The organism is Zavarzinella formosa DSM 19928 (assembly GCF_000255705.1).
Classification (GTDB): Bacteria; Planctomycetota; Planctomycetia; order Gemmatales; family Gemmataceae; genus Zavarzinella; species Zavarzinella formosa.
Genome location: NZ_JH636443.1, coordinates 334,863 through 358,741, shown reverse-complemented (window position 1 = coordinate 358,741; position 23,879 = coordinate 334,863). Strand labels below are relative to the sequence as shown.

24 protein-coding genes are annotated in these 23,879 nt (G+C 60.7%); 12 read left to right on the top strand and 12 right to left on the bottom strand.

The window, feature by feature from the left end; all coding sequences use genetic code 11:
• Window positions 1–206 precede the first annotated feature (206 nt).
• Both BGIM_RS0126880 and BGIM_RS0126875 read right to left on the bottom strand, forming a co-directional pair.
• Window positions 207–776: a DUF1802 family protein gene (locus BGIM_RS0126880; RefSeq protein ID WP_020472804.1), complete on the bottom strand. Its 570-nt coding sequence runs from the start codon at window positions 774–776 to the stop codon at window positions 207–209.
• A gap of 32 nt (window positions 777–808) precedes the next feature.
• A complete protein-coding gene (locus BGIM_RS0126875) occupies window positions 809–1,813 on the bottom strand; it encodes an NAD(P)H-dependent glycerol-3-phosphate dehydrogenase (protein WP_020472803.1) in 1,005 nt (334 codons plus the stop codon).
• 241 nt (window positions 1,814–2,054) lie between these two features.
• Between BGIM_RS0126875 and BGIM_RS0126865 the strand changes: the two genes are divergently transcribed.
• The 3 genes from BGIM_RS0126865 (at window position 2,055) to BGIM_RS0126855 (ending at window position 4,072) form a co-directional block, all read left to right on the top strand.
• A complete protein-coding gene (locus BGIM_RS0126865) occupies window positions 2,055–2,285 on the top strand; it encodes a hypothetical protein (RefSeq protein WP_020472801.1) in 231 nt (76 codons plus the stop codon).
• 269 nt (window positions 2,286–2,554) lie between these two features.
• On the top strand, window positions 2,555–3,538 hold the full coding sequence (locus BGIM_RS0126860; protein ID WP_020472800.1) for a DUF1559 domain-containing protein: 984 nt from the start codon (window positions 2,555–2,557) through the stop codon (window positions 3,536–3,538).
• Between the two features lie 225 nt (window positions 3,539–3,763).
• A complete protein-coding gene (locus BGIM_RS0126855) occupies window positions 3,764–4,072 on the top strand; it encodes a hypothetical protein (RefSeq protein WP_020472799.1) in 309 nt (102 codons plus the stop codon).
• Window positions 4,073–4,157: 85 nt separating this feature from the next.
• Here the strand turns inward: BGIM_RS0126855 and BGIM_RS0126850 are convergent, their stop codons facing one another.
• The gene (locus tag BGIM_RS0126850; RefSeq protein ID WP_020472798.1) at window positions 4,158–4,598 is read right to left on the bottom strand and encodes a RipA family octameric membrane protein; all 441 of its coding nucleotides are present in this window, start codon (window positions 4,596–4,598) and stop codon (window positions 4,158–4,160) included.
• Between the two features lie 12 nt (window positions 4,599–4,610).
• Window positions 4,611–5,060 carry a GAF domain-containing protein gene (locus BGIM_RS63350; RefSeq protein ID WP_020472797.1) on the bottom strand — a complete coding sequence of 150 codons (450 nt, stop codon included), beginning with the start codon at window positions 5,058–5,060 and terminating at the stop codon, window positions 4,611–4,613.
• Between the two features lie 147 nt (window positions 5,061–5,207).
• On the opposite strand from BGIM_RS63350, the gene BGIM_RS63345 reads away from it, so the two are divergent.
• Entirely contained in the window at window positions 5,208–5,765 is a 558-nt protein-coding gene (locus BGIM_RS63345; protein WP_020472796.1) for a hypothetical protein, read from the top strand.
• A gap of 71 nt (window positions 5,766–5,836) precedes the next feature.
• Here the strand turns inward: BGIM_RS63345 and BGIM_RS0126835 are convergent, their stop codons facing one another.
• Window positions 5,837–6,115 carry a hypothetical protein gene (locus tag BGIM_RS0126835; RefSeq protein ID WP_020472795.1) on the bottom strand — a complete coding sequence of 93 codons (279 nt, stop codon included), beginning with the start codon at window positions 6,113–6,115 and terminating at the stop codon, window positions 5,837–5,839.
• A 90-nt stretch (window positions 6,116–6,205) separates the two neighbouring features.
• Between BGIM_RS0126835 and BGIM_RS0126830 the strand changes: the two genes are divergently transcribed.
• Entirely contained in the window at window positions 6,206–6,733 is a 528-nt protein-coding gene (locus BGIM_RS0126830; RefSeq protein ID WP_020472794.1) for a hypothetical protein, read from the top strand.
• 83 nt (window positions 6,734–6,816) lie between these two features.
• On the opposite strand, the gene BGIM_RS0126825 is transcribed toward BGIM_RS0126830, so the two are convergent.
• The 5 genes from BGIM_RS0126825 to BGIM_RS0126800 form a co-directional block, all read right to left on the bottom strand.
• Window positions 6,817–7,368: a hypothetical protein gene (locus BGIM_RS0126825; protein ID WP_020472793.1), complete on the bottom strand. Its 552-nt coding sequence runs from the start codon at window positions 7,366–7,368 to the stop codon at window positions 6,817–6,819.
• Between the two features lie 28 nt (window positions 7,369–7,396).
• On the bottom strand, window positions 7,397–9,079 hold the full coding sequence (locus BGIM_RS0126820; RefSeq protein WP_157369446.1) for a tetratricopeptide repeat protein: 1,683 nt from the start codon (window positions 9,077–9,079) through the stop codon (window positions 7,397–7,399).
• A 166-nt stretch (window positions 9,080–9,245) separates the two neighbouring features.
• Window positions 9,246–10,304 carry a GTP 3',8-cyclase MoaA gene (gene moaA / locus BGIM_RS0126815; RefSeq protein ID WP_020472791.1) on the bottom strand — a complete coding sequence of 353 codons (1,059 nt, stop codon included), beginning with the start codon at window positions 10,302–10,304 and terminating at the stop codon, window positions 9,246–9,248.
• Window positions 10,305–10,337: 33 nt separating this feature from the next.
• On the bottom strand, window positions 10,338–10,754 hold the full coding sequence (locus BGIM_RS0126810) for a molybdenum cofactor biosynthesis protein MoaE (protein ID WP_029630595.1): 417 nt from the start codon (window positions 10,752–10,754) through the stop codon (window positions 10,338–10,340).
• Window positions 10,755–10,973: 219 nt separating this feature from the next.
• Complete coding sequence (locus BGIM_RS0126800; protein WP_020472789.1) at window positions 10,974–11,987, bottom strand: sigma-70 family RNA polymerase sigma factor; 1,014 nt, start codon at window positions 11,985–11,987, stop codon at window positions 10,974–10,976.
• Between the two features lie 657 nt (window positions 11,988–12,644).
• Between BGIM_RS0126800 and BGIM_RS0126795 the strand changes: the two genes are divergently transcribed.
• Entirely contained in the window at window positions 12,645–13,685 is a 1,041-nt protein-coding gene (locus BGIM_RS0126795; RefSeq protein WP_162136293.1) for a GGDEF domain-containing response regulator, read from the top strand.
• 3 nt (window positions 13,686–13,688) lie between these two features.
• Here BGIM_RS0126795 and BGIM_RS0126790 read toward each other — a convergent pair whose 3' ends face one another.
• Entirely contained in the window at window positions 13,689–14,132 is a 444-nt protein-coding gene (locus BGIM_RS0126790; protein WP_020472787.1) for an NADAR family protein, read from the bottom strand.
• A gap of 318 nt (window positions 14,133–14,450) precedes the next feature.
• A complete protein-coding gene (locus tag BGIM_RS0126780) occupies window positions 14,451–15,386 on the bottom strand; it encodes a DUF4351 domain-containing protein (protein ID WP_029630591.1) in 936 nt (311 codons plus the stop codon).
• 566 nt (window positions 15,387–15,952) lie between these two features.
• On the opposite strand from BGIM_RS0126780, the gene BGIM_RS0126775 reads away from it, so the two are divergent.
• From BGIM_RS0126775 to BGIM_RS60540, 6 genes are all read left to right on the top strand, one after another.
• Complete coding sequence (locus tag BGIM_RS0126775) at window positions 15,953–18,700, top strand: hypothetical protein (protein ID WP_020472784.1); 2,748 nt, start codon at window positions 15,953–15,955, stop codon at window positions 18,698–18,700.
• Window positions 18,701–18,800: 100 nt separating this feature from the next.
• Entirely contained in the window at window positions 18,801–19,256 is a 456-nt protein-coding gene (locus tag BGIM_RS0126770; RefSeq protein WP_020472783.1) for a response regulator, read from the top strand.
• A complete protein-coding gene (locus BGIM_RS58335; protein WP_020472782.1) occupies window positions 19,253–21,238 on the top strand; it encodes a hybrid sensor histidine kinase/response regulator in 1,986 nt (661 codons plus the stop codon). The genes BGIM_RS0126770 and BGIM_RS58335 overlap by 4 nt, the downstream gene beginning before the upstream one ends.
• Before the next feature lie 55 nt (window positions 21,239–21,293).
• Complete coding sequence (locus BGIM_RS0126760; protein ID WP_020472781.1) at window positions 21,294–22,238, top strand: ABC transporter permease subunit; 945 nt, start codon at window positions 21,294–21,296, stop codon at window positions 22,236–22,238.
• Window positions 22,238–23,191, top strand: a complete 954-nt coding sequence (locus tag BGIM_RS0126755) for an ABC transporter ATP-binding protein (RefSeq protein ID WP_020472780.1) — start codon at window positions 22,238–22,240, stop codon at window positions 23,189–23,191. Before BGIM_RS0126760 ends, BGIM_RS0126755 begins: the two co-directional genes overlap by 1 nt.
• Window positions 23,192–23,381: 190 nt before the next feature.
• Window positions 23,382–23,879 (top strand): ABC transporter permease subunit (locus tag BGIM_RS60540; protein WP_193789019.1); only part of this gene is annotated, 498 nt, incomplete at its 3' end.

Below are 23,879 nucleotides of genomic sequence, written 5' to 3'. Positions count from 1 at the left end.
ACGCTGTCGAATTCCGCAAGACCTCATTCATCACCGCGTGTGGTATATATCGGGAGTCGGACCAATCACCACCTCGATTTCTGCGACGGTGAGATCAGGAATCGCCACGTAGTCAAACATACACCACCAACCACGTTTAACTGTGTTGAGGTACAGACGATGTCGGTCAGCGTATTGCCGGTCGAGGGTCCATTTTTCCATGACGATCACACCTTCGCCACCGGGTTTAACACCCGGTCGATGGTTTCCAGCACATCGGCAAATTGCCGGTCATCCAGCACGGGGATTCCATTCGCGGGCCAGTCGTTTTCCAAGTCCACCCAAGTTTTGCAGCCGTCGTATTCGGGTTTGTTGATGACCGTCACCGGTTCGGGGACACGGAAGACGCGGGCGGGCAACACGAACAGGCCGGGTTCCCGATAGGCGAAGCGCATCCGAACGGTGGCCTCGGACCAGACGTGCAGCGGGTCGAGTTCCAAAAGTGATTCCAGCCGCAATGACCGGAACGGCCGGGCGACTTCCACATAATGCGTGAGCGTCACCGTGTTGCCGGCGGGTTTCTCTTCTTCGAGGCGATGCAGCCGGGCGGCCACGGAGGGCTTTAAGCCCTCTGCTTTCTGATGGAGATATGTGGGGAACAGCCAAAATCGGGCATGATCTGGCCGGAATTCGCCGTTCTCCTCGGCAATCCCCCCTTTGCGAAGGATGAGCGCCTGCTCGCCGCGACCCAACGCCTCACACACGACGGCCCATTCCTTGAACGCGAAACGCACCATGTGAACACTCAAGAAGAGAAAATGGTCTTTGCTTAATACTTTCGTTCGCTCCCCGACTTGCGCGACATCAGCGTGTTCACGCTTTGGGCGGCCGGGACGCCTTCGTAAAGGATGCCATAAACGCTGGCGGTGATGGGCATGTCCAGCCCCATGATTCTGGTTCGTTCGTGAACCGCCTTGGCCGTGGTCACGCCTTCTGAGATGGCTGACATGGTGGCCAGGATTTGCGAGAGGGTTTCTCCCTTGCCCAGTCGTTCGCCCACCAAACGGTTACGACCGTGGGGGCTGAAACAAGTGGTGATGAGGTCGCCGACGCCCGCGAGACCGTGGAAGGTGTCCGGTTCGCCCCCCATCGCGGCCCCGAAGCGGGACATCTCCACGAGGCCGCGGGTCAGCAGGGCGGATTTCGCGTTGTCGCCATATCCCAACCCGTCACCGATGCCGGCGGCAATGCCGATCACATTCTTCAACGCCCCGGCAATCTCCACGCCGATGAGGTCCGAATTCGTGTAAACACGGAAGCGATCCGTCGAGAACAATTTTTGCACTTGGGCCGTGAGCATCGAATCACTCCCGGCGGCGATGGCGGCCGTCGGCATCCCCCGGCTCACTTCTTCCGCATGGGTCGGCCCACTGAGGGTGGCGACCCGGTCTGTGCCCAGAATCTCCTCGATGATTTGTGTCGGCCGGCGAAAGGTGGCGATCTCGATGCCCTTGGTGAGGCTCACCACCGGAGTGGCCGGGGAGGCCAGCGACCGGAATCGGCCAATTGTCTCCCGCAAATAGACCGTCGGCACCGCGCTCACCCAAAGGTCCGCGTTTGCCGTCGCCTCGGCCGGATCGGCGGTCAGCATGATGCTTTGTGGAATCGGCACATTCGGCAAAAACCGCACATTCTCCCGCTGTTGCCGAAGTCGTTCCGCATTCTCCGGCCGGGCGCTCCAGAGCCGCACTTGGGTGTCCGGTTGTCCGGCGAGCAGGAGGGCCATCGCCGTCCCCCAAGCCCCGTCCCCGAGCACGGCGATCGTCGTTGACATGCCAGCCTTCCCGCGCAGGTTTTCCCGTCTGGAACACTTTACCAAGTCACTGCCAAACCGGCGGATTTTCCCGTGAATTGCTGCACTCGCCCGAAAGCGTCGGCCGATGTGAGATGTGTTCCATTGTCGCCCCGTTCGCGGGCGGCGGGATTTGGGGAAAACACGACGCAGTCTCTCCCGGCTTGGTTCGGAAAATCGGGGAACCAACCGGATGCGTCGCTCAACAGGGAGGTACACAAGGATGGCGCCGCGACTACGCTTGTATACCGGGCACGACGAAGAGGAAACATTCCTTCCCCCCGTCGCCCCGCCGCCGCCGGTTCACATCCGCCTCCGGGATCTGATTCCGCTGGTGGCGATGGCCCAGAAGAATCACTTCATCTGGCTGAAGGATTTTCTGGACGATGAAGTCAGCATCTCGGACGACCTTCACGATGTGCTGATGGCCTTCCGCAGTACCCGGCCGGCCTGATGCTGATTGTTGTTAATGATGGCTGGAAGTGAAGACGACGCAATCGGCGGCATCCGCGGGCAGAGAAAAATTCCCTGCTCGCGGATGCCGCCGATTGCGTCGTCTTCAGCATTCGCACAATCAAAAGAAACGTATCCGAATCTCGCTCATCAATTTCCCATCTCATCATGACGAAACCGTCATGTCGGCGTAAGATAAGTTTTCTCTCATTTCTCTCCTGACCTCTCCCGAAGTTCTTTTTCCATTTTCACCAGTTTCGGGTGTCCGCGATGAAGGTCCGTATTCGACGAGGTTTCACGCTCATTGAGTTATTGGTGGTGATTGCGATCATCGCCATCCTGATCGGATTGCTGCTGCCCGCCGTGCAGAAGATCCGGGAGGCCGCCAACCGGATGAAATGTTCCAACAACCTCAAGCAAATGGGGCTGGCGCTCCACAACTACGAAAGCTCCAACGGCGGTTTGCCCCCGGTGGCGATCACTTCCGTCGCGGATTACACCCCGCCGGACCCGGCCCCGCAACCGGCGAACCAGGGGGCCAAAAGCGTTTTCGCCCTGTTGCTGCCGTACATGGAACAAGACAACTTGAACAACCTGTTTGACCAAACCTCCGACTGGCGGCAGCTTGGCCAGAACCGCACGGCCTCCGGCACCAAGGTGAATATCTTCATCTGCCCCTCGGCGGCCGGCGGCGCGGATCGCATTCGCACCGTCACGCTCAGCGGTTTCGGCGGCGGCAGCGTGGACGGCCGAATCTCGGACTACCGGGCGCCGGCCCGGATCCGCAGTTCCGTGGCTGCCTCCGGCGGCGTTCCCGCCGGTTACCAGTGCTTCCTTCAACCGAACATCACCACGGCTTTCTCGGCCGTGTCGGACGGCACCTCGAACACGCTGGCGATGAGCGAGTCGGCAGGCAATCCGGCATGGTACATCATGGGCAAACTCAATCCTGCTGCCAGCGGAAATGTCCCGGCGGCCGGGGTGTGGGCCGACCATCAAACCGGCATGGTGTTCGATGGCTGCGATCCCGCCAATCCCGGAGACACCGCCACGGCGACCACTTCCTCGAACGCGGCCGCCCGGACCAAGGCGATGAACTGCACAAACAACACCGAGTTCTATTCGTTCCACACCGGCGGCTGCAACTCGCTGATGGGCGATGGCTCCGTCCGTTTCATCCGGGACTCGATCACGATCACCAGCATGGTGGCCCTGCTCACCCGTGCCAACGGCGAAATCTCGATCGACAACTAACCGGACAAGGGGTCATTCGAGTTCCAATCATTGAAGACGGCACGCGAGTGAAGCTTGCGGCCGTCTTTCATTCATTTCATCGACACATTCGAGCCAGCCAAGTCGATCATCTCTAAAATGCCGGTCGGCCTCGCGCGGCCATCGACTCAAAAATACTCGCCCGAATCAGGACTCGACCACCGCGACCGGACTCCCCCGGCCGGATGATTCACCGGAGATATCGAGATGTTCTTCATTGTCTGGCGCGGCTATGGGCCGCTCGCGTTTATTCCCCTGCTGTTGCCCTTGGTGGCTTTTGGGGCAATGGCCGAGTCCAATTATTCAGGCAGCGCCGCCATCATCGTGGCGACCATCACCTTGGCCATCGGGGGAGCGGGAGTGATTCTCGTTTCCCGGCTTCTGAAAAGCACCGGCGAGCCGAACGACCTGTATTTCATCCCGCTGCGATATTGGGGATTGATTTACATCGTGGGCGGTTTGGGTTTGGCTGTCTGGCAGGGATATTTGGTGAGCCAGCACGGATGGAAAAATTGACAGGTTTGGGTTTGTCGTCACCCAAGAAGAAAAAAGTGGCCGGACGGCGGACTCGCATCACCACAAAAACGTTCGGCCCGGCTCATCATCCCCATGCACGGAGCAGCACCCAGGCAAACAGGGACACCCAAGTGGTGGCGAAGAGCAAAGGCACAACAAACGCGAGGGGGCGGGAGATGGCGAAGCCGTCCGTCCGGCCGGGGGCGGCAAACGCGGCCAGTGTCCGGCCATATTCCGGAACCGCCCGTTTGATTTGTTCGTTCACATGCGCGCAATACCGCCAGTGCCGGATTTGGACCGCCAGCCACAGGAGCGTAAACGCCAGCGCGACGCCGGTGAGCGGGAAGAACACGCCGGGGGACGGTTCCTTGTTGTAAAGGATGGCAAACACGCCGAGGAGGCCGATTTGCATGGCGGAGAAATAGTTCAGCCGGTCGTGGAACAACCGTTCTTCGTGCATGCCGTGCTGCCAGAGGCGGTTGATCTCGTCTGGCCGGATTTCGGGTTGATTGATCAGAAGAGACATGATGAGTCCGGATTATCGCAAGAGTTCGTGCCGCTTCAACAGGAGGGCGAATCCCTCCATCAACCGGACATCCTCTTCGGCGGTCGGAGTCGGCTGAAAATCAAAATGGCAGATGGTGCCGAAAATCATCCCGTTTTCATCGACCAGCGGTACGCCGCAATAAGCCCGGATCTCCGGCCGCTTGGGATGGCCGGCCACGCGGATATCACCGAGCGAATCCTCGACGCAGAACGGCTTCACGGCGTCCCGGACATACACGCAATACGACACCTCCACCGGAATATCATCCGGCGGTTCGGCCTCGGAATCGGCCCGGTCGTAGAACGTCAGATTGTGAAGCGTTTTCCCGTCGAATCGGTACATCGAGGTAAAGCGATGCCCGGTCCGGGCGTTCAGAAACGCCAGGGCGGCGCGCGGCCCATCTCTCTCAAGAACTTCGCCCAAAACGACAAGATGATTCATTGGGCTATTGTACGGGCGGGAATCATTAACCGCCCGCGGCGGTTTGCCCGCCGATAAGGTCGGGCGAGAATTCGGAAACGAACAGCGTGGCCAACACGGATCAACCTGATCGCCGGTTGTTGAGGCCCCACATTCCGGAGAAAGAAGATGGCGAAACGACGGCCGGTGAAGGGTGATCCATTTGACCCGGAAACGCGCGTGCGATTGCTGGCGATTGGTCCGCATGAGACGGTCACTGATCCCGGCTATTGCGAAATCCACTTCGACCGGCTGGCGCTCCTGAAGAGCGACCTCGCGGAGTTTGAATCGTCTTGGTTCGTGAGCGGGCCGGGCAAGGGCGTGCCCGCCCCCGGCGACGGCCTGTTCGCTCTTTGGGAACGCTACCTGCCCGCTCATCAGCGAGTCTGTGACGAGTGCCGACGGCGGTTGTTCGCGATCTTCTCCCAGAGCGCCGCGGCTGGATACGACGACCGGCAATGGCGGCAACTCTGCCGGTCACGGCCGACGGAGGACAACATTCGCAGTGTCGTCAGCCAGGCGACGCTTTCGTTCCACCAAGCGCAGGCCAAGGCCGGACAACCTTACGAGTATGACATGCAAATCCAGTTCGTGGTTTTCTGGGACTCGCATGGCGTGGCGATGCGACTGAGCGAGAGCAGCGGCGAGTTCGTGTTGGGTGAGTGGTCGCACATCGGTGATCTCTGAAAACCCCCGCCCGTCGTTTGCCCGCCCCCTCGCCAGAATCCAAAACGCGAGAACGTTCCGACCATCTTCCCTTACAAATCTTTGAACGGGTTATGTAGCGAGGCATCATACATCACGGCTTGTCCGTTTGTCAGGGTGTAGCGCACCGCGACGGACTCGTCCTCTTTTCCGGCGTCGCTTTCCGCCAGCGTCACTTCCCCAAGAACATGACACAGCGAAAGAGCCATCCTCGCGGGGTCGGCGCCGGCCCGGATCGCGGCGTTCCAGATATCCTCCGGCGTGACCGGCCGCCCGCCCGATTCGATCCGCGACACCAAACCCTTTCTCGATGCGACCGCTTCACCCGCCATGCCGTCCTCCGTGGGTTGAGGTATTCAGGCTCAGTTTAGGCCGTATCGGATCGGAGGAGCCTCTATGATGGTCTTGATGGAGGGCAAATCATGGGACTCTGGAAGATACCCGCCAAGATCAAGCTGCCGGCCGAGCCGGATGACGGGCCATGCCCGTTCGAGTTCAACGGCAAACTTCCCAATGGCGATCAGGTGATGGCTTTTGTGGGTGAGCGCCGGGGGAAGACTTACCCCTTGGAGCAGGATTTCACCACGTTCGTCGCCGCCGTGCTTCGCTTCAATGCCGATGGCGTCTTGCTCTCCTGTCATTTCAACAAAACATCGCACGGAGCGGGATATCTGGAGCAAGACGAAGAACGCAGTCGACGGACCGCCCGCGAGCAACTTGAAAAGCTGCTGGAACCTGTCCTGACCGGAGGCTGGAAGCCGGCCGACATCATGGTCCGGCCGTTCTTCATCATGATCGAGGGGTTGGAAACCGGCTTGATTTACCAAACGGCCGGCGACGACGGCGACGAGGACGCCGAAACTGAAGGTTACAGCCCCGAACACGTCATGTTCCTGCCGGCCGGCTATGTCTTTTACCGGCCGTGGACCACGGGCGAATATGACACCTAAGCAAACAACGCCCGAACCCATCAAAATATTTTGATGGGTTCGGGCGTTGTTTGCACGGCCGGTCTTCCGGGCCGCAACTCAGGTCATTTCTTGCCAAGCGCCTTGATGGCGTCGGTGATTTGCCTCACGGCGTTGTCATCCAGTTCGCCCTTGAAATAGGCGTAATTGCCGGTCACTTTGCGGTTCTGGAAGAGGATCACCGTCACGTCGGCGTCGGGGGACAGTTTGTAGCTGGGAGGGCCGACGGGGTCGTCGAACACGCCGGTCGGCACGTTCTTCAATCCTTGTTCCTTGGCCCATTTGCCGAGTTCGTCAATCGAGAGGGTCTTTTCGCCGAGGATGGTCATCCAAGCGGTTAGTTCCCCCTTGGGGCGGTCGGCGGTGGCTTGGTCCGCTTGTTGAAGCAGTTTGCCGAGCATCGGGGACGCGGAGCGGGCGAAGACGATCATGCCCGGCTTTTCGGCCGTCTCGCAGACATAGCATGTCGGCTGGCCCCGTTGCGGGCCGCTGGCGACGAGGAAGCTATACGGTCCCGGCTTCTGGCCGTTTTGCGGGCCGGAGACGCAGGGGTCTTTCGCGGAGACAGCGGCCGGGAGGAGCAGGAGGGCCGCCAAAACGCATCGATGTATTCGCATGGGTCAATCCGTGGGTGATGTGCGGGGATTACTCGGAACCGGCGGCCGCGACACCGGCGGTGGATTTGCCGGCCAGATGGATGATGTGCTCACGGAGCGACGCGAGATCCTTCACGTCGGCCTTCGCCCATAACCGCTGGCCGAGGGCCGCGAATCGTTTGGCTTCCTCGGTCCGGCCCTGCTTTTCGCAGATGATCTGCATGCCAAGGCTGCCGCGAACGCTGCCGGGGTCGTGGGCCAGCGCTTCCAAGAAGGCTTCCTCGGCCACATCCCATTTGCCGGTTTCCAAGGCGCTCATGCCCCAATTTTCCATGTGGTAGGCGCCGCCGCCCCAAGCGTGGTGCTGGTAGTCATCCTTGGTCTTTTCGACCGTCCGTTGCAGCAATTTCAAACCGGCCTCGCCGGAACCTGTCTGGCACATCAACCGGCCCTGTGTTTCCCAGAGGCGTTGTTCCAGCCGACGGTCGCCCTTCTTGTTTTGCTGGGCCAGACGAAGGATATCCACCTCGGCGGTCGCCTTGGCGGTGTCCCCGCGTTCGAGACTCATCAAAGCGGCCATGTAGCTGGCCTGTGTCTTGTCCCCTTTGCGTTCATTGGCAACCATCGTTTCGGCTTCTTCCCAGCGGTGCTGGCTGACGGCCAGCCGGAACCAGAGCATCGGGAACTTGTAGCCGTATTTGCCGCATTCCGCTTTGATCTTCTCGGCGTCTGCGTATCGGCCGTCGTGCAGGAGCGCGAGCACAAGAGTTTCCAAGTGGTGCGAGAACTGGTGATCCTCGGAGTGGTTCACGCCCTGAGCTTTGTGGTATTCCCGTTCGAGTTCGACGGCCTTCCACGAGCGGTCGGCGGTCTTGTCCCATTTGCCGATGCGCGTGGCCAGGTGGGCTTGCATGTGGAAAGCATGCGGAATGCCGGGGGACGACGCAATGTAGCCCTCGGCATAGGGCCAGCCAATCGCGGGCCGACGGGTGTTTTCGTAGAAGTGGACCAGTTCGTGATTGGCGCCCGGATGCACCGGGTTGATCTTCAGGAGAGCCTTGTAGAACGGCACGCCCTCGCTGTTCGACCCTTGGAAACCGCCGAGCAGCACGGCATGGGCGAACCACGCCTCCTCGTCGTCGTCATAAATCACCAACATGTCGTCGAGTGCTTTCGCGGTCGCTTTCTTGCGTTCGTCGGGCGTGGTGGCCGAGCCGGTGATTCCCTTTTCCAGCAGCTTCGCCGAGATGAGCATTTGCTCTCGGTGCGGAGCCTTCGGCATCAATTCCTGCGCCTTCTTCAAGGCCGTGGTGGCCTCGGCGCTTCGGCCCCATTTGTCCAAGCCTTTGGAGAGCATCAGCCAGGCGTAGGCACAGTTCGGGTCGTGCTTCAACGCCGTCTCGGCCGAGCGGGCGGCCTCGATCCACACATACGAGTAAAAATATCCCATCGATTGATCGACAAACTTCTGACACTCGGCCGATGTCGTGCCGACCCGGTAACGGTAGAGGCACAAGTCCGGCACATAAATGGCCTCCTTGAGCTTGGTGAGAGCCATCCGGTCGTCGAGGGCGGCGAAGACCATCGCCGGGGCATGCAACGGGGTGAAATCCGGAATGCGGATTTTCACATCGGCGGGTTCTTTCGGCTTCCCCTTGGGACGCGGCTGCGCGGTCGCCAGCGGGCAAACGAGAAGAAACCCCAGCATCGCCAACGGTAATCGTGCGAGCATCAGGCACCCACGGGAAGAATTGGTTTTCATCAAGTTGCGGACCATCGTCTGATGTTTGATCTGCGTTTCGATCATTCGCATCCGCTGGAAAGGTAATTGTGGGATGATTTCCGCTCGGACGCCAGCAATTTCTCTTCCATCCGGTGGTTTTGTCATTTCTCTTTCACTAACCGCCGATGGCGTGCATGGTGCGGGCGGGTTTCAGGAAACGGGCGGTGTTGATTTCGTGGCCTTCCCATTTGTCATGCACGCTTTGACGAATCACGCGGGCAATCTCTTCATCCGGGGTGTTGTCGCGCAGCAGTGATTTGACGTCCGTTTCGTCCAGCGCAAACAGGCAATTCCGGAGTTTTCCCTCGGCCGTCAGCCGCACGCGGTTGCAGGCGCCGCAAAAGGGCCGGGTGATGGAGGCGATGATGCCGAAGCGGCCGAGGCCATCGCCGTAAACATATTCGGTCGCCGGGGCAGACGGGTCTTGGTCCGGCACGGACTGAGAGGGGCCGAATTCGCCGTCGATCAACTCGAGGATTTCGGCGGCCGAGAACACGGATTCCCGGTTCCACGGTTCGGCCCCAATCGGCATTGATTCGATGAAACGCAATTCCAAGTCTCGTTCCCGGCAGAAACGGGCGAGCGGAAGCGTGTCGAGCTCGGCAAAGCCCCGCAGGCTGACAGCGTTGATCTTGATGCGATCAAACCCGGCCGACTTCGCGGCGTCAATCCCGGCCAGCACGCGGTTCAGGCCATCCCGCCTCGCAAGTTCGCGGAACCGCCCGGCGTCCAGCGTGTCGAGGCTGATGTTCAACCGTGAAAGCCCGGCCGCGCGAAGGGCTTCTGCTTGTTCGGGAAGCAACAACCCGTTGGTGGTGAGGCCGATGTCCGTCAGGCCGGGGATGGCGTGCAACGCCTCGACCAAATCAGGCAGGCCCCGGCGCATCAACGGTTCCCCGCCGGTGAGCCGGATTTTGTCGATGCCGAGCGAGACGGCCACCGTCGTAAAGCGGACAATTTCCTCGAACGTTAGCAGTTCGCTGCGATCCCGAAAGACGACTTCCTCCGGCATGCAATACGTGCAGCGAAGATTGCAACGGTCGGTGACAGAGATGCGGAGATGGGTATGCCGACGGCCAAACGTGTCAATCAATCCCCGGCCATTCCCGACGGGCAGGGAATCGCCATTCGGCCGGGCCGGAAGGGGAAACAGGGGTAAGGCCGTGCGACTCATCAACTGGTTGGAAGCCTCAGAGACGACATGGATTCAGGATACACCGGGATGAACCCATTCGGTACTTCCATCCCGCCAATGTTCTTGCTTCCAGATGGGAACCAATTCCTTCAGCCGGTCGATGGCATGTCGGCAAGCCTCGAACGCCTGCGCCCGGTGCGGGCAACTCACCGCCACGCCAACACTGATTTCGCCGACTTCCAGATGCCCGAGCCGGTGAACCATGTGAAACTCGCCGACCGGCCAGCGTTCCCGCGTTTCGGCCTCGATTTGCCGCATTTTATCTTCGGCCATCGGCCCGTGGGCCTCGTAATCGAGGGCAACGGTGACGGCTTCATCAGTAATGTCCCGCACGGTGCCGAGAAACGTCACGACCGCCCCGCAATGAGGGCTTCGGACAGCCTCGGTTAGCTCGGCGTGGGAAATCGGGTTGGGGGTGAGGAGGATCATCAACCCAAAGAGGGATGAGGGATGAAGGATGAGGGATGAAAGAAAACCGGCCAATCACCGAAGAACTCACTCAGGATCGGTTGTTGGTTTTCTTTCATCCCTCATCCCTCATCCCTCATCCCTCATCCTTTCATCAAACGTGATGCGTGCGAGGGAGATTGAAACAAAGAAACCCGCCTTTCGGCGGGCTTGGGCAACAAATGGCACAGCTTTTGCTTGTCAATCCAGCAACAAACTCGGTTCCCAGCCAACGCGCTCGGCACTGGCTCGGAGCTTTTCCAAGGCGCGGTTTTGAATCTGACGAACACGTTCCTTGCTGATACGGAGCAGATGTCCGATCTGGCGAAGGCTGTGCGTTCCGCTACCGGTGAGGCCGAAACGGAGGTCGAGAACCTTCCGTTCGCGAGGACGCAGGTTTTCCATCAGGAACCCGAGGGCTTCCTGACGTTCGTTGTTCGTCTGGGCCGTCGTGCTGGTGTTATCCGGCATCGCTTCGGTCAGCTTGAAGTCGCTATCGTCGTCCAGCACGGCATTCAGGGACACCGGGGTCCGGGTAGCCGTCTGAAGGTGCGTCAAATGCTCAAGCGAGCTTCCGGTACGGGAAGCCAGTTCTTGCGGGCTGGGCAGATGCTTGCCGCCGTGGGCCAAGGCTTCGCTCTCTTGCTGGAGGAGACCGAGTTCCTGCAAGTGGTGGGGCGACAGGCTCACCAAGTGGCTCTGTCGGGCAACGGCAATCTGGAGCGTTTGCCGAATCCACCATGTGGCATAAGTCGCCAGCCGGGTTCCGTGGCTCACGTCGAAGCGGTCAATGGCTTGCATCAAGCCGCACACGGCCTCTTGGAGAAGGTCCGAGTAGCTCAGGGCGTGATGGCGGAAGCGCTTGGCCACGTGGGCGGCCAGCCGGATGTTCGCGGAGGCCAGGCGGTGCTTGAAATGCACATACTTATCGTGCAACCGGCGAATGGCCGGATGATCGTCGCAGGATTCTTCGGTGCAGAACTCACGGATGAACTGGGCCATCGGCCACGGTTCAAAGGGAGGGCGGCTGGCCCGCAAGTTCGGAAAGTGCCGCATCAAGGTGCGGACGAGTTCGTTCTTGCAGTCCCAGAAACTGGATAGTAACTCTCGCTCTTCTTCGGGCGTCAACAGGTCCGAAGAGAACGTGGTGAGGGCAGGCGTGTCGGACGCGGTATCCGTGGCGACCGCTGATCGCTTCTTCCTCGCAGACTTCATGGCAATCCTTCCCCGAAAGAGATTCTCATTAACCGGTTGTTATTCATGGAACAGGGGGAGGACGGATCGCTCGCGAGGTTAAAATCCCTGCGATCATCTTTTCGCCGAAAAACACTTGGAAGTGGTTCCCGCAAAAATACATCCGTCAATCCGGGGAAACCCATTTCCCCGGGTTGGTCAACACCTCCCTGTGTCTCACTGATCGTCAAGTCCATGACGATCCTGCGGCCATGATGGCTCCCCAAATCGAATCTCGATTGTAATAAGCGAAAAGTCCATTCGCAAGACTTCGCTCAGAAAAATAACCCTTTTCTCCGATTTATTTGCCAAAATCACCCATCCGTTACGGATGTCACAGTCGTAACATCTTGACAGAGAGTCAGTTTGGCGAGAAACCAGTATACACAACTCGGCGGGCGGTCAATCCGAACCAGAGCGATTCTCGATCAATTCGTAACCTTTGAATGTCCGGACGACTCATCCATTCGCTTTTCGTCTCCTCATTATAGTCTTCACCCGCCACCGAATTTCACTCCTTTTCCAGTTCCGGCCATGTCTGCCGAAAAAATAAGTTATGATGATTGTGACATCAAGGGGTTCTCTGCCGCCTGAGAGAATTGCCCATTGTTCGCCGCCATCCCAAACGGAAGTCCGCTTGTGGGCCGATTCAAATGTTCGCTCTTGTTCGTTGACGACGAACCGGCCCTGGCCCAACTGGCCCGGAGCCTGTTGTCGTCCGATTACGAACTCCGGGTGGCGGAAACCGCCGAGGAAGCCCAGTTGCTCCTCGCCCGGCACGACGTGGACATCGTCATTTCGGACCAGCAACTCCCCGGATTGCAGGGCATTCCCTTCCTTGAATGGTGCCGGGAACACACCCCCCGCACCGTCCGTATTCTGATGACGGGCGTGTACAGCATGGAGGAGGCCGTCGAGGCCATCAACTCCGGTCTGGCCCAGCGATTTTTGTTCAAGCCGTGGCGGCCCGAACAACTCATGAATCTCGTCCGCAACTCGGCCCGGACGTTTCTGCTCGAACGCAGCCACGAAAACCTGTTGGACGAGCTTCGTCGGCTAAATCTCGAACTGGAAGAGCGGGTAGCCGAGCGCACCCGCGAACTTGAACACATCAATAGACAACTGGAGCAGCGGAACTCGATGCTCCAGAAGATGGCCCTGACGGACTCCCTCACCGGCCTGCCCAACCGCCGGGCGATGGACCGGCTGGCCAAGACGGAAGTTCTCCGCCGCGCCCGCGTGACCTCCCCGCTGGCCGTGGGACTGGTGGACGCGGACTTCTTCAAGGACATCAACACCCGCTATTTGCTTCCCGGCGGGGACCATGTGCTGGCGTGGCTCGGCGGCACCCTGATGAACTCTGTGCGGACCATCGACACCGTCGGCCGGGTCGGCGGCGAGGAGTTCATGATCGTCGCCCCGGAAACAAGCATGGAAGGGGCGTTGATTCTCGCCGAGCGGGTTCGCCGCACGGTCGAGATGAGCGCCACGGAATTCAACGGCGATGTCATCCGCATCACCGTCAGCGTCGGCATGGTGGTCGCCGAACCGGATACCCTCGTCGGTCTGGACCAGATGCGCCACGCCGCCGCCGCCGCCCTGAGCGAGGCGAAAAACACCGGCCGAAACCGCTGCGTGGTCAAACGCCTCACGATGCTCGACGGCCCCTCGGCCCGTTGAGCCTCACTCCTCTTTCCGCAATTCCTCTCGCAATTTCATCAATAACTGCCCGAGCATGTTCTTGCCGGAACCGTCCCCGCCATCGCCCCAATAAGAATCGTTCTCCGTGTGTTCGACCAACTTGGCGTCGCCGGTTGCCAGCAGCAGGGTTTTCAATTCCTCGTGCTGGGTAAACTTCGCCCGCACCGCCTGCCGCATCACCTCCACTTTGACCGATTCCCAATCCCGCCGAAGCTTTTGCTTGCGGGAGCGTCCCAGTCTGGCGGCGATCATCGGAGACTTGGCGGTGCGAATCTCTTCACAATAGGCGTCATCCTCGAACTTCTTCGCTTGAAAGTAATGCTCGCTCGTCGGCCAGCGTTTGCCATCCAATTGAATGGGAAAGCCGGCGAAGTTGGAGAATTCCCCGTACTCGTCAGAGACGGAATAGAAATTGATGGTGTCCATTGAAGGATTATCCGCGAGTGTTTGTTGGGGAAGTGAATCAAGACACAAAGCGGGAGAACCGGGTTCGGGATTTGTGGGTTTGGGCGTTAACTTGACAACCGTTGAGCAGCATCCTCATCATTCAAACCGGCGATCTCCCTCGTGAAGCCGCGACGCGGAGTCTTCGGAGCGGAGCGCGTCCAGCGATGGTCACACAAATCCTTGATTCAAAACCTTCGGCGACAATCTCGGAACTCGCCCCGCTCCGAGTGGGCTGGGCGACCGGCGAGGAGACTCCCCGCCGGAACAAAAGCGGGCGATCCCCCGGCCAAAAATGATTCAGTCAGCCAAACCGAGCTCTTGCGGAGTGCTGGCGGTTAATAATTTAAGGCCCAAATCATTGATCTGGGAAATGTTCATCTGTTCGAGTTTTCGTCGAACATTTTCCGGAGGAAGTTGGCTGAATTTACTAAGGCACTGGCGGAGAAAAAACTCCCGTTGTCCTTCTTCAATTGCCTGCTCCCGAACTTCTTGGCTCCATAGCTTTTTCATGGTCAGTGTCCTTTCTCGCTTCGGGTCAATCAGCAAGTCGTTCAAATCCCGCTTCTGGTCTTCTTCCAGCGGCGCATAGGATTGGATGAAATCCAGCAGCAAATGTTTCCGCTCGATATCCAAGGAGCTGGCGGCGATCACATCCATCGCCTCGACGGCCGCCAAGGCCCGGCGGTCCCGCTCCATGTTCATCAGCGTGGACCACGCGGCCGCCAAGGGGTTCGGATGATGGGCATAGTCCTCGGCCCGCAAGCCCGGCAGGGCGACATAATCATACTCGAAGGTCAGGATGCGGCGTTCCCAGAACCACCGCTCGAACACGTCCGTGTTCCGGCCTTCCATCCGCAGGTTCAGGAAGATGGCGACGGGCAGCACATCGAGCCCGAGTTTGTCGCCGGCTCCGGTGGTGTAATCGTACATCCGCTGGCGAAAATCCGCGAGGCGAGTTGAGCCTTCCGTTTCAATCAGGACGAGGGCCACCGACTCGCGGGGTTCGTTCTCCCGTGGCGGGTCGGCGGGGACAACGGGGAGTTTTGCCAAGACATCAACCACGAGTTTTTCGCCGTGCGGCGGGTCGGGGAAGACTTCCTGTTCCACCCATTCCACTTGGTCGAAGCGGAAGCGATTCACCCACGCGGGAAAGAATATCTCGAAGAAATCCCGCAGGAACAGGTGCATCAGCCTTTTGAAGAATTGATCGTGATCCACGAAGCGAGTTTCCATTCGGATGATGATCGACGGATTATCCGCCAATCAGCATCCGGCCGCAACAGGTCACTTCCCGAAGCCTGACTTCCCCAGATTCAGTTTGAATTTCAGGTTCCCCGGCTTTGGGGAGATCACAACACGAAAGATGATCACCCTTCATGAAGCCGCGACGCGAAGTCTTCGGAGCGCAATGCCAAAGCAGTGCCTTAACCCCTCCTTGTGCCTTCGGGCAAACCCATCCACGGCCGCGAGTCATCGCGAAAAATGACAATCGCGGAATAATCCAGCAAAAGCCCGGCTTGCCCCTATGTCAGATTTTTCCCATCTTCCGGCGTTTTTTCGTTGCAACCGATGAAGTTTTGGGGTTCGATAGATAGTCTGGGAAAAGAAGTCTATACTTTGCCCGTGCCCCGCCGAAGAATGCACGGGTGAGTGGAACGTTCGTCATTGTCCGAAAAAATCCTATTCCCGCCTGTGACCAACCGAACTGTCGGCCGTCTATCCTTGTGTAACCTTCCGGGGTACATGAACTTGCCCCAGAGCGCCGTGATCAATCCGTCTTCATCTTCCGGGGGCTGGTGATGAGCCTGCCAACAGGCCCCGGCTTGAACGGCTCGGCCGGGCATTCGTCGTCCGCCAGTCATCCCGCTCCGTCCGACAGCGGGGTGAGCGGTCACGTTTCCGTCGAACCCCATCCCCCCGCCCGGTTCATTGAACAAGCCCTCACTCGGCAATTGTCGTCGTTCGGCTGGGCCGGATCGTTCACCCCCGTCGATGGCGAACTGGATCATTTCCAACGCGACGCCGTCGCGCGGGCTATCGCCACGCCGGATTTTCTTCAGATTCAGGGACCGGTCGGAACCGGCAAATCCCGTGTGCTGATGGAGATCGCCCGGCAGGCGGTCACCCGTGCCCAACGGGTGTTGTGGCTCTCCCCGAATCCGGCGGCCCTGGTCGCGGCCGTGGAACAACTAGCCCGCTCCCCGGAGATTGCGGTCCGGCGGTTTGCCGGGGCCGGGCAGACGCCTGAAAACCTCGGGCCGCTTTGCCGCGAACGCACGGCCGTTTACCGGGAACGCGCGTTGCTGGCCACCCGCACGTTGACGTTGCGAATCGCCGCCACCGAGGCCGAGGACAGGCTTCGTTTGCTGGAATCCCTGCCGACCGTTTTGCGAGAAGCCGGACGGATCGCCCCGCTGCTGGCTGAAAACCAATCCGAGTTGGAATCGCTGACCGCCCGGCGCGAAACGCTGACCCAAGAAACGGAACACGACATCGCCGAGCCGGGGGAATCCCCCTCTTACCTCGTGCAACGGATTCGGAAACTCGACCAGCACCACGTCCGGGAAACAAGCGAACGCGAGGCGTTGCGGGCTGATCTCGCCACCCGCGAAGCCTCGTGTCGGCAGGCCCGTGAACAGGCCATTGCCGTTCTGGAAGAACTTCGCCCCAAGACCGAGGCCGTCAAATCCGGCGGGATGTTCTCGCTGGCCAAGTGGAAGGCCAAACTCGATTCCACACTGCCGGGAAGACAGGCCGCCGCCGAACAACAATTCACGGAAGCGGAAGACAAACTGACGGGGTTCGCTGCCGAGGCAAAACAAATCGCCGAAACGGAGCAAACCGCCCGCGATGAGTATCAAGGCAAACGGGCCAAGTTTCTCGCGGAAGAGATCGAACGCCGGACGAAGGAAATCAACCAGCGGATCGACGAATTAAATGCCGCCGTCGCCGAGTTGGCCGCCTCGCAGCGAGAACACCTTGCCCGCCTCGAACACGCGGGGCTTCGCCCCGATGACTCGGCTGAACGGTTGACCGGAGACATCGACATTCTCCGGCAAAAGCTGGAGGAACACCGCCGGGCCGAGGGCCGGTTGCCGGGCGAATGCGCCGCCGCGATCCGGGAATGGGGCGCCTCGGCCGCCATCACCATCGGGCCGGTGGATGGCGTGACCGCGCTGGACGGAGAACGCTTCGACCTGATGATGATCGACGACGCCGACGGGCTTCCCGAAGCCGAACTCCACGCCGCCACCCGGCTGGCCGGTCGTTGGGTATTGTCGGGCGAACCGCCGGAGAAGCATCATCGCCACGGAACTGCCCGCCCGGAGTGGTGGGGGCGGCTGTGGCACGCCTTGCATCACCCGCGCACATGGGTCACCGAGGGGGAACACCTCGTCTGCCGGTTGCACCCGCTCACCGCCGCCGAGCGCCGCAAATGCGACCGGGAACCCGTCGCGGACAACCCGGCCATCGAATTGCGGCTCGCCTCGTTTCTGGCCGAGCCAGTGCTGGCCGAAGTCGCCTTCCCGGCTAATTTTCAAGCGACCGCCGCCCGTGAGTTTCTCTTCCGGGAACTCGACGAACTGACGATCCAGCCCGCCACGCACACCCCCGTCTGGGAAGCGACCGACGACCGGATCACCTGCCGGTTCGCCCCGCCGGAATCAGAGTCGGCCATCGCCCAGCATTCCGGCGGCCTCACCGAAGAAGTCTTCGATCTCGACACACAGGCCATCCATTTCGCCACGGCCGAGGGCTGGACGATGGAAAGCGCCTCGGAATGGCTGACAGAGCGGGGGCTGAAGCGCAGTCATGGCCGGGCCGCCGCCCTGCACCGGTCGCACCGGGCCTGTCCGGGGCTGGCCCGCTGGCTGAACGAGGCGTTCCGCATCGGCTTCCACCATCCCGCCCCGACGGGGAGCGAGCCGCATGTGGAGTTTCTCGCCGTGCCCGATCTGCGGGGCCGCCGGGAACCCAACCCCGCCCGCACGGGGCGCCCGGGGGGCGCGGGCTACGAAATCGCGCTGCACGATGCGAAGCAACGCGGCCTGTTGGCCGACGAACTTTCCCGATTGCTCCCCGACCGGGGGTTTGTCAATCTCGCCGAGGCGCAGGCCGTCGTGCAGTTCGCGGAGAACCACCCGTCATCGTCGATGCGGGTCACGTCGCCGTTTCCGGCCCAAGTGATTGTTCTGCGGCATCTGCTTGGCAAGTCTCGCGCCCCGCAAGTGCGGGTGATCGACATTCACGAGACCGATGCCACGGAATGCGACTGGCTGGTGATCAGCCTCACGCGAAGCCATGTCTCGCGGGCCGTCACGTTCGGCGAATCCCCGGTCGTGCTGCGAAAACTGGCGGGATGCGCCCGCCGCAAAATCCTGTTTGCCGGCGATCCGGGCACGCTCTCCCGGCGGCTGCAATGGGAGGGGCCGGTGGATCATCTGGACGCGACAGAGGCCGCCCACGAACGAAATTGGGTGGCCGCCCTCGCCGATTGCCCCCGTGTCAGCGCCACCCGTCACCGTCCCTCGACAACGTCTGCGTGAACGGCTCTGATCGGCGGGGTTTCGCCGGGATTCGCTGATTTGATAGAATGAACCGGTCGGACCGCGACACCCTCTCTCATTCCCACGGAGCCACCTCCCCGTGAACAACGGCACGATCCTGCTGGTCGAGGACAACCCTGACGACGTGGCCCTGACCATGCGGGCCTTTCGCAAAAGCCGGATCACCAATCCGGTGGTGATCGCGCGCGACGGGGAGGAAGCCCTGGATTATCTGTTCGCCCGCGGACCGCACACAGGCCGCGACATTGCGGATCTGCCGGCCATCATCCTGCTGGACATGAATCTTCCGAAGGCCGACGGCACGGAAGTATTGCGGCATATCCGGGCTGATGCCCGCACCCGGTTCGCCCGAGTCATCATGCTGACCTCGTCGATCGAGACGCAGGATGTCATCCGTAGTTACGCCTGCGGGGCAAACAGTTACATTCGCAAACCGGTGGATTTCGACGAGTTCATGACCGCCATCGGCCGGCTCGGGTTGTACTGGCTTGAATTGAACCAAAATCCCCCGGCCGTTCATGAGGTTCTCCAGTGAGTCCCGTGCCGCTGCGGCTGCTCTTTGTGGAAGACTCCGAGGACGATGTGCTCCTCCTGACGCGGCATTTGCGCCAAGGGGGATATCAGCCGATCTTCGAGCGCGTTGACACGGCCGACGGGCTGCGGGCCTCTTTGCATCGCGGCGGTTGGGAAATCGTCATCTCCGATTATTGCATGCCCCGTTTCAGCGGCCTGGAGGCCCTGAACATCACCCTTCAGGTGGCGCCGGATGTGCCGTTCATCCTCATTTCCGGCACGGTCGGCGAAGAGGTGGCGGTCGAGTCCATCAAGGCGGGGGCTTCCGATTACCTGATGAAGCAGAACCTCATCCGGTTCGTCCCGGCCATCTCGCGGGCGTTGCGCGACGCAGCCGAGCGCAAGACGATGCGGCGGGCCGAATCCGTTCTGCGGGAGCAACGCTCGCTCTTGTCAATGGTGTTCGACAACACCTCGGACATTCTGATTCTGTATGCGTGGGACGCGATTGACGCCGCGTGGAAACTCGCCGCCATCAACCGGGCGACGCTGCTGATTGCCCGCGGACTCGGGGCCGAACTCACCGAGGCCGAACTGATGGGGCAGCGGATGGAGGCGGTCACCCGGCCGCTGCTGGTCCAGTGGTGCGACGATCCAGAGTCGGTGTTCGACGATTTTTACGCCGCCGCCGAATCGGGGCGACCCAAGTTGCGGGAACTTCGTCTGGCCGGCGCGGGCCGGGAACTGTTTTTGGAGGTGATTTTCATCCCGTTCTTCGGCCCGGACGGCCGGACCCGGCACGTGGTCGCCGTGGGACGGGATGTCAGTTCCCGGAAGAAGGCCGAAGAGGACCGCCGGGGATACGAGGCCCGGCTGGCCCAGTCCCGCAAGATGGAGGCGCTCGGCCAGCTTGCCGGCGGCGTCGCCCACGACTTCAACAACATCCTCACCGGGATTCTCGGCTTCGCCGACGTCATCAGCCACACGGCCGAAGGCACTCCGAAAGTTTACGCGGGCGAAATTGTGCAGGCATCCTCCCGCGCCCGGGAGTTGATCCGGCAAATTCTGATGTTCAGCCGGCGCCAGCCTTCTGTCCGCCGCCCGGTGAAGCTCTCGCCGGTCGTGAACGAGGTCATGCCGCTGATCCGGCCCCTGTGCCGGGACGGCATCACGCTGGACTGGCGCCCCCCAAAGGACGAACCCCACATTTCCGGGGACCCCACGCAATTGCATCAGGTGATCCTGAACCTGATGACCAACGCCTGTCAGGCGATGGGCGAACTCGGCCGGCTTTGCGTGTCCGTCAATCTGTGCGACATCAACGCCGAATTCTCCAAGGCCCATCCCCCGCTGCCGGAAGGACCGGGCGTCGTTCTCGTCGTCGAGGACAACGGGCCGGGGATGCCGAACGAAGTCCGTGAACGGCTCTTTGAACCGTTCTTCACCACCAAACCCCCTGGCGTCGGCACGGGTCTTGGCCTCTCCGTGGTACATGGCATCGTGCAAAATCACGAAGGAGCCATCCTCGTGGAGACCGAACCCGGCGAAGGAACTCGCTTCGCCGTATATTTCCCGGCTGTCATCGCCCCGACCCCACCGCCCCTTCCCGCCATGGCCGCCAAACCAAAATCCGGCAACCCTCGCCGCATCCTCTTCGTGGATGACGAGTCTTCGATCACCCGGCTGGCCCAGGTGATGCTCCGCAACATGGGGCACACCGTCTCCACGTTCAACGTGGCGACAGAAGCCCTCGAAGTCTTGGGGGCCAATCCCCAGAACTTCGACGTGGTGGTGACCGACCTGACCATGCCGGGTATGACCGGCTTGGAATTTGCGCGGGGCATCCGCGAGATCCGCAAGGATTTGCCGATCGTTCTGAGCAGCGGCTACGCGGATGACGTTCCCGAGGAAACCCTGCGGGAACTCGGCATCGTGCAGGTGTTGCCCAAGCCGTTCCAAATGCAGTCGTTGGGCGAAGCGGTGGCGAAAGCTTCGCTCCCCTGACTATTTCTGAATCGTTGTTGAGAGACGTTATCCCTGAACGAGTGATGAGTTGCCTGTGCCGCCTGAGTTGCTTCATTATCGTGCGTTGGGCGGAGTCACCGGGGGGCCGTGGCGCGGCGTGAAGGCCATCGCCCGCACCGGCGTCCTGCTGCTGGCCCGCCGCAAGTTTTTCTGGATCTTGTACGCCTTTAGCCTGATGATCTTCCTGTTTTACTTTTTCGGCCAATATCTCTGGGTCTTTCTCGCCAGCCATGTCCAGGACGCGCTGATCCGCACCGGCGGCGTGTTTGGCCGGTTGATCTCACCCGAGGCGCTCATCAAATCCCTGCGGGACACAATGCACCTCGACGGCTCCGCCGAGACATTCGGGGATTTCATCTGGACCGAGGGGTACATCGCGGTGGTGATTCTCGCCTTCGCGGGGTCCGTGCTGGTGGGGAATGATTTTCAGCACAACAGCCTGCCGTTTTACCTGTCGAAGCCAATCAGCCGGCGGCATTACATCTTCGGCAAGTGCCTGGCGATCGCGATGCTCATCAACTGCCTGACCACGATCCCGGCCATCGGGTTGTTCGTGGAGTATGGCTTCATCGAAACGTGGGATTACTACTACGACAACTTCGGCCTCTTCCTCGGCATTCTGGCCTACGGGGGGGCCATCACCATCTCGATGAGTTTGCTGCTGCTGACGACCGCCACTTGGCTGCGCCGCACAGTGCCCTTGGTGATGGTGTGGACGGCCATTTTCGTGATGGCCCGGCTGGTGCAACGCTGGCTGGTGGACGGCATCGGCCTCTCTCCCCGCTGGCGGCTCATTGATTTTTGGAACGATCTCTACCTCTTCGGCATGTGGTGCTTCGGCAAGGACCATCGCTGGCTGCGGCCGACGAACCAGGAGCAGCCGGAATATTGGGAGGCGGCCGCCGCCATCGTGACCGTGTGCTTGCTTTGCCTGCTCTACCTGCGTCGCCGGGTACGGGCCGTGGAGATCATCTCCTGATGAACGCTCCTTCTGACCCCGATGAGGTTGTGCTGGAATTCGAGGCTGTCTCGAAGTGGTACGGCCCGGTGATTGGCCTCAACCAAGTGTCACTGAAACTCCAAGGAGGCATCACCGGCCTCGTCGGTTCCAACGGGGCGGGCAAAAGCACGCTGCTGCGACTGGCCACCGGACAATTGAAGCCGAGCATCGGCCGGGTGCTGGTGCGCGGCGAGGACGCCTGGACTTGGCGGGCAAAGGCCCTCGTCGGCTACTGCCCGGACAACGACGCCTTTTACGAGGACATGACCGGCCGCGATTTCGTGCGGGCGATGGCCCGGCTGTGCGGCTTTGGCGCCGCCGACGCCAACCACCGGACGGAAGAAGTGCTGGCCCGCGTGACCATGACCGACCGGGCCGACCGCCAACTCCGGGGTTACTCCAAAGGAATGCGGCAGCGAATCAAACTAGCCCAAGCCCTCTTGAACGATCCCCGCTTGCTGGTGCTGGACGAACCCCTCTCCGGCATCGACCCCATCGGCCGGCAGGAGATGCTGGAACTCTTCCGGGGTCTGGCGGCCGAGGGAAAGTGTCTGCTGGTGAGCAGCCATGAGTTGGAGGAACTGGAAAAACTGACTGACCATGTGGCGATCCTTGCCCGTGGCCGCATTGCCGCGTTGGGAACCGTCTCCCGTATCCGCGATTTGCTGGACGACCAACCCCTCTCCATCCGCATCGACGCGGACGACCCCCGACGACTGGCAACCATGCTCCTCAGCCGCCCCGACATCGTCGGCGTCGATTTCCCGACCCCGCAAACCCTGATTGTCCGCGCCAGAAACCCCCGCCGGTTCTTCGAGGACTTCAACGAACTGGCAACAGATGAAACCCTCCGCATCACCCGACTGGAACCCCTCGACGACTCCACCCACGCAATCCTTGGGTATTTGCTGGGGGGGAGCGGGAAGACGTGAACGGATTGGCTATGAGCCATGAGCAAAACCAAGACAGTCGCGAATGATGAGCAGAGGCGAGCCGGGTCGCGTGAGCGCCCGGAGTTCGTCACACGCCAATAGTTTGAGCAATTGAAGTGTGACAACCTCCGGGCGCTTACGCGACCCGGCTCACCATCGGTCATTGGTCATCACGAGTTATCTTATCCCCATGACATCTATCGCATCCGCATCCGAACCTGTCGTCACATCGCCGCTCCGGGCTTGGTTGTTTCTCGTGGGTTTTTCGTTTCGGCGGCAGGCCCGGCTTCGGCAGATGGTGGGCATTGCCGCGGGCATTTTGCTGGTTTGCGTGCTGCTGGTGGTCCTTTTCACCACCAGCACGGGGTGGAACCGGTACGAGCAGCGGGTGAGCCGGGCGAAGCCGTTTCTGGCGGAGAGCGTCGCCGGGAGCATGATTCATCCGGTGATCGAGAATTCTCCCCAGATGAAACGCCTCCGCGAGGAAAGCTCGCCGCCGGCGGTGTTTTCGCGGTGGGTGGTCTTCCTGTTGTATCTCGGGTTTTTGTTGCCGCTGTTCAGCCTCAGTTTCGCCACCGGGGCGTTGGGCAACGAACGGGAATCGCGGTCGCTCGTCTGGCTGATGACCCGGCCGTTACCCCGGTCGGCCATTTATCTGGCGAAGTTTTTCGGGTTGTTGCCGTGGTGT

Bases quoted from the DNA above. Each gene is read 5' to 3' on its own strand.
- BGIM_RS0126880 (WP_020472804.1), bottom strand. From the start codon at position 776: ATGGTGCGTTTCGCGTTCAAGGAATGGGCCGTCGTGTGTGAGGCGTTG.
- BGIM_RS0126875 (WP_020472803.1), bottom strand. From the start codon at position 1,813: ATGTCAACGACGATCGCCGTGCTCGGGGACGGGGCTTGGGGGACGGCG.
- BGIM_RS0126865 (WP_020472801.1), top strand. From the start codon at position 2,055: ATGGCGCCGCGACTACGCTTGTATACCGGGCACGACGAAGAGGAAACA.
- BGIM_RS0126860 (WP_020472800.1), top strand. From the start codon at position 2,555: ATGAAGGTCCGTATTCGACGAGGTTTCACGCTCATTGAGTTATTGGTG.
- BGIM_RS0126855 (WP_020472799.1), top strand. From the start codon at position 3,764: ATGTTCTTCATTGTCTGGCGCGGCTATGGGCCGCTCGCGTTTATTCCC.
- BGIM_RS0126850 (WP_020472798.1), bottom strand. From the start codon at position 4,598: ATGTCTCTTCTGATCAATCAACCCGAAATCCGGCCAGACGAGATCAAC.
- BGIM_RS63350 (WP_020472797.1), bottom strand. From the start codon at position 5,060: ATGAATCATCTTGTCGTTTTGGGCGAAGTTCTTGAGAGAGATGGGCCG.
- BGIM_RS63345 (WP_020472796.1), top strand. From the start codon at position 5,208: ATGGCGAAACGACGGCCGGTGAAGGGTGATCCATTTGACCCGGAAACG.
- BGIM_RS0126835 (WP_020472795.1), bottom strand. From the start codon at position 6,115: ATGGCGGGTGAAGCGGTCGCATCGAGAAAGGGTTTGGTGTCGCGGATC.
- BGIM_RS0126830 (WP_020472794.1), top strand. From the start codon at position 6,206: ATGGGACTCTGGAAGATACCCGCCAAGATCAAGCTGCCGGCCGAGCCG.
- BGIM_RS0126825 (WP_020472793.1), bottom strand. From the start codon at position 7,368: ATGCGAATACATCGATGCGTTTTGGCGGCCCTCCTGCTCCTCCCGGCC.
- BGIM_RS0126820 (WP_157369446.1), bottom strand. From the start codon at position 9,079: ATGCTCGCACGATTACCGTTGGCGATGCTGGGGTTTCTTCTCGTTTGC.
- moaA (WP_020472791.1), bottom strand. From the start codon at position 10,304: ATGAGTCGCACGGCCTTACCCCTGTTTCCCCTTCCGGCCCGGCCGAAT.
- BGIM_RS0126810 (WP_029630595.1), bottom strand. From the start codon at position 10,754: ATGATCCTCCTCACCCCCAACCCGATTTCCCACGCCGAGCTAACCGAG.
- BGIM_RS0126800 (WP_020472789.1), bottom strand. From the start codon at position 11,987: ATGAAGTCTGCGAGGAAGAAGCGATCAGCGGTCGCCACGGATACCGCG.
- BGIM_RS0126790 (WP_020472787.1), bottom strand. From the start codon at position 14,132: ATGGACACCATCAATTTCTATTCCGTCTCTGACGAGTACGGGGAATTC.
- BGIM_RS0126780 (WP_029630591.1), bottom strand. From the start codon at position 15,386: ATGGAAACTCGCTTCGTGGATCACGATCAATTCTTCAAAAGGCTGATG.
- BGIM_RS0126775 (WP_020472784.1), top strand. From the start codon at position 15,953: ATGAGCCTGCCAACAGGCCCCGGCTTGAACGGCTCGGCCGGGCATTCG.
- BGIM_RS0126755 (WP_020472780.1), top strand. From the start codon at position 22,238: ATGAACGCTCCTTCTGACCCCGATGAGGTTGTGCTGGAATTCGAGGCT.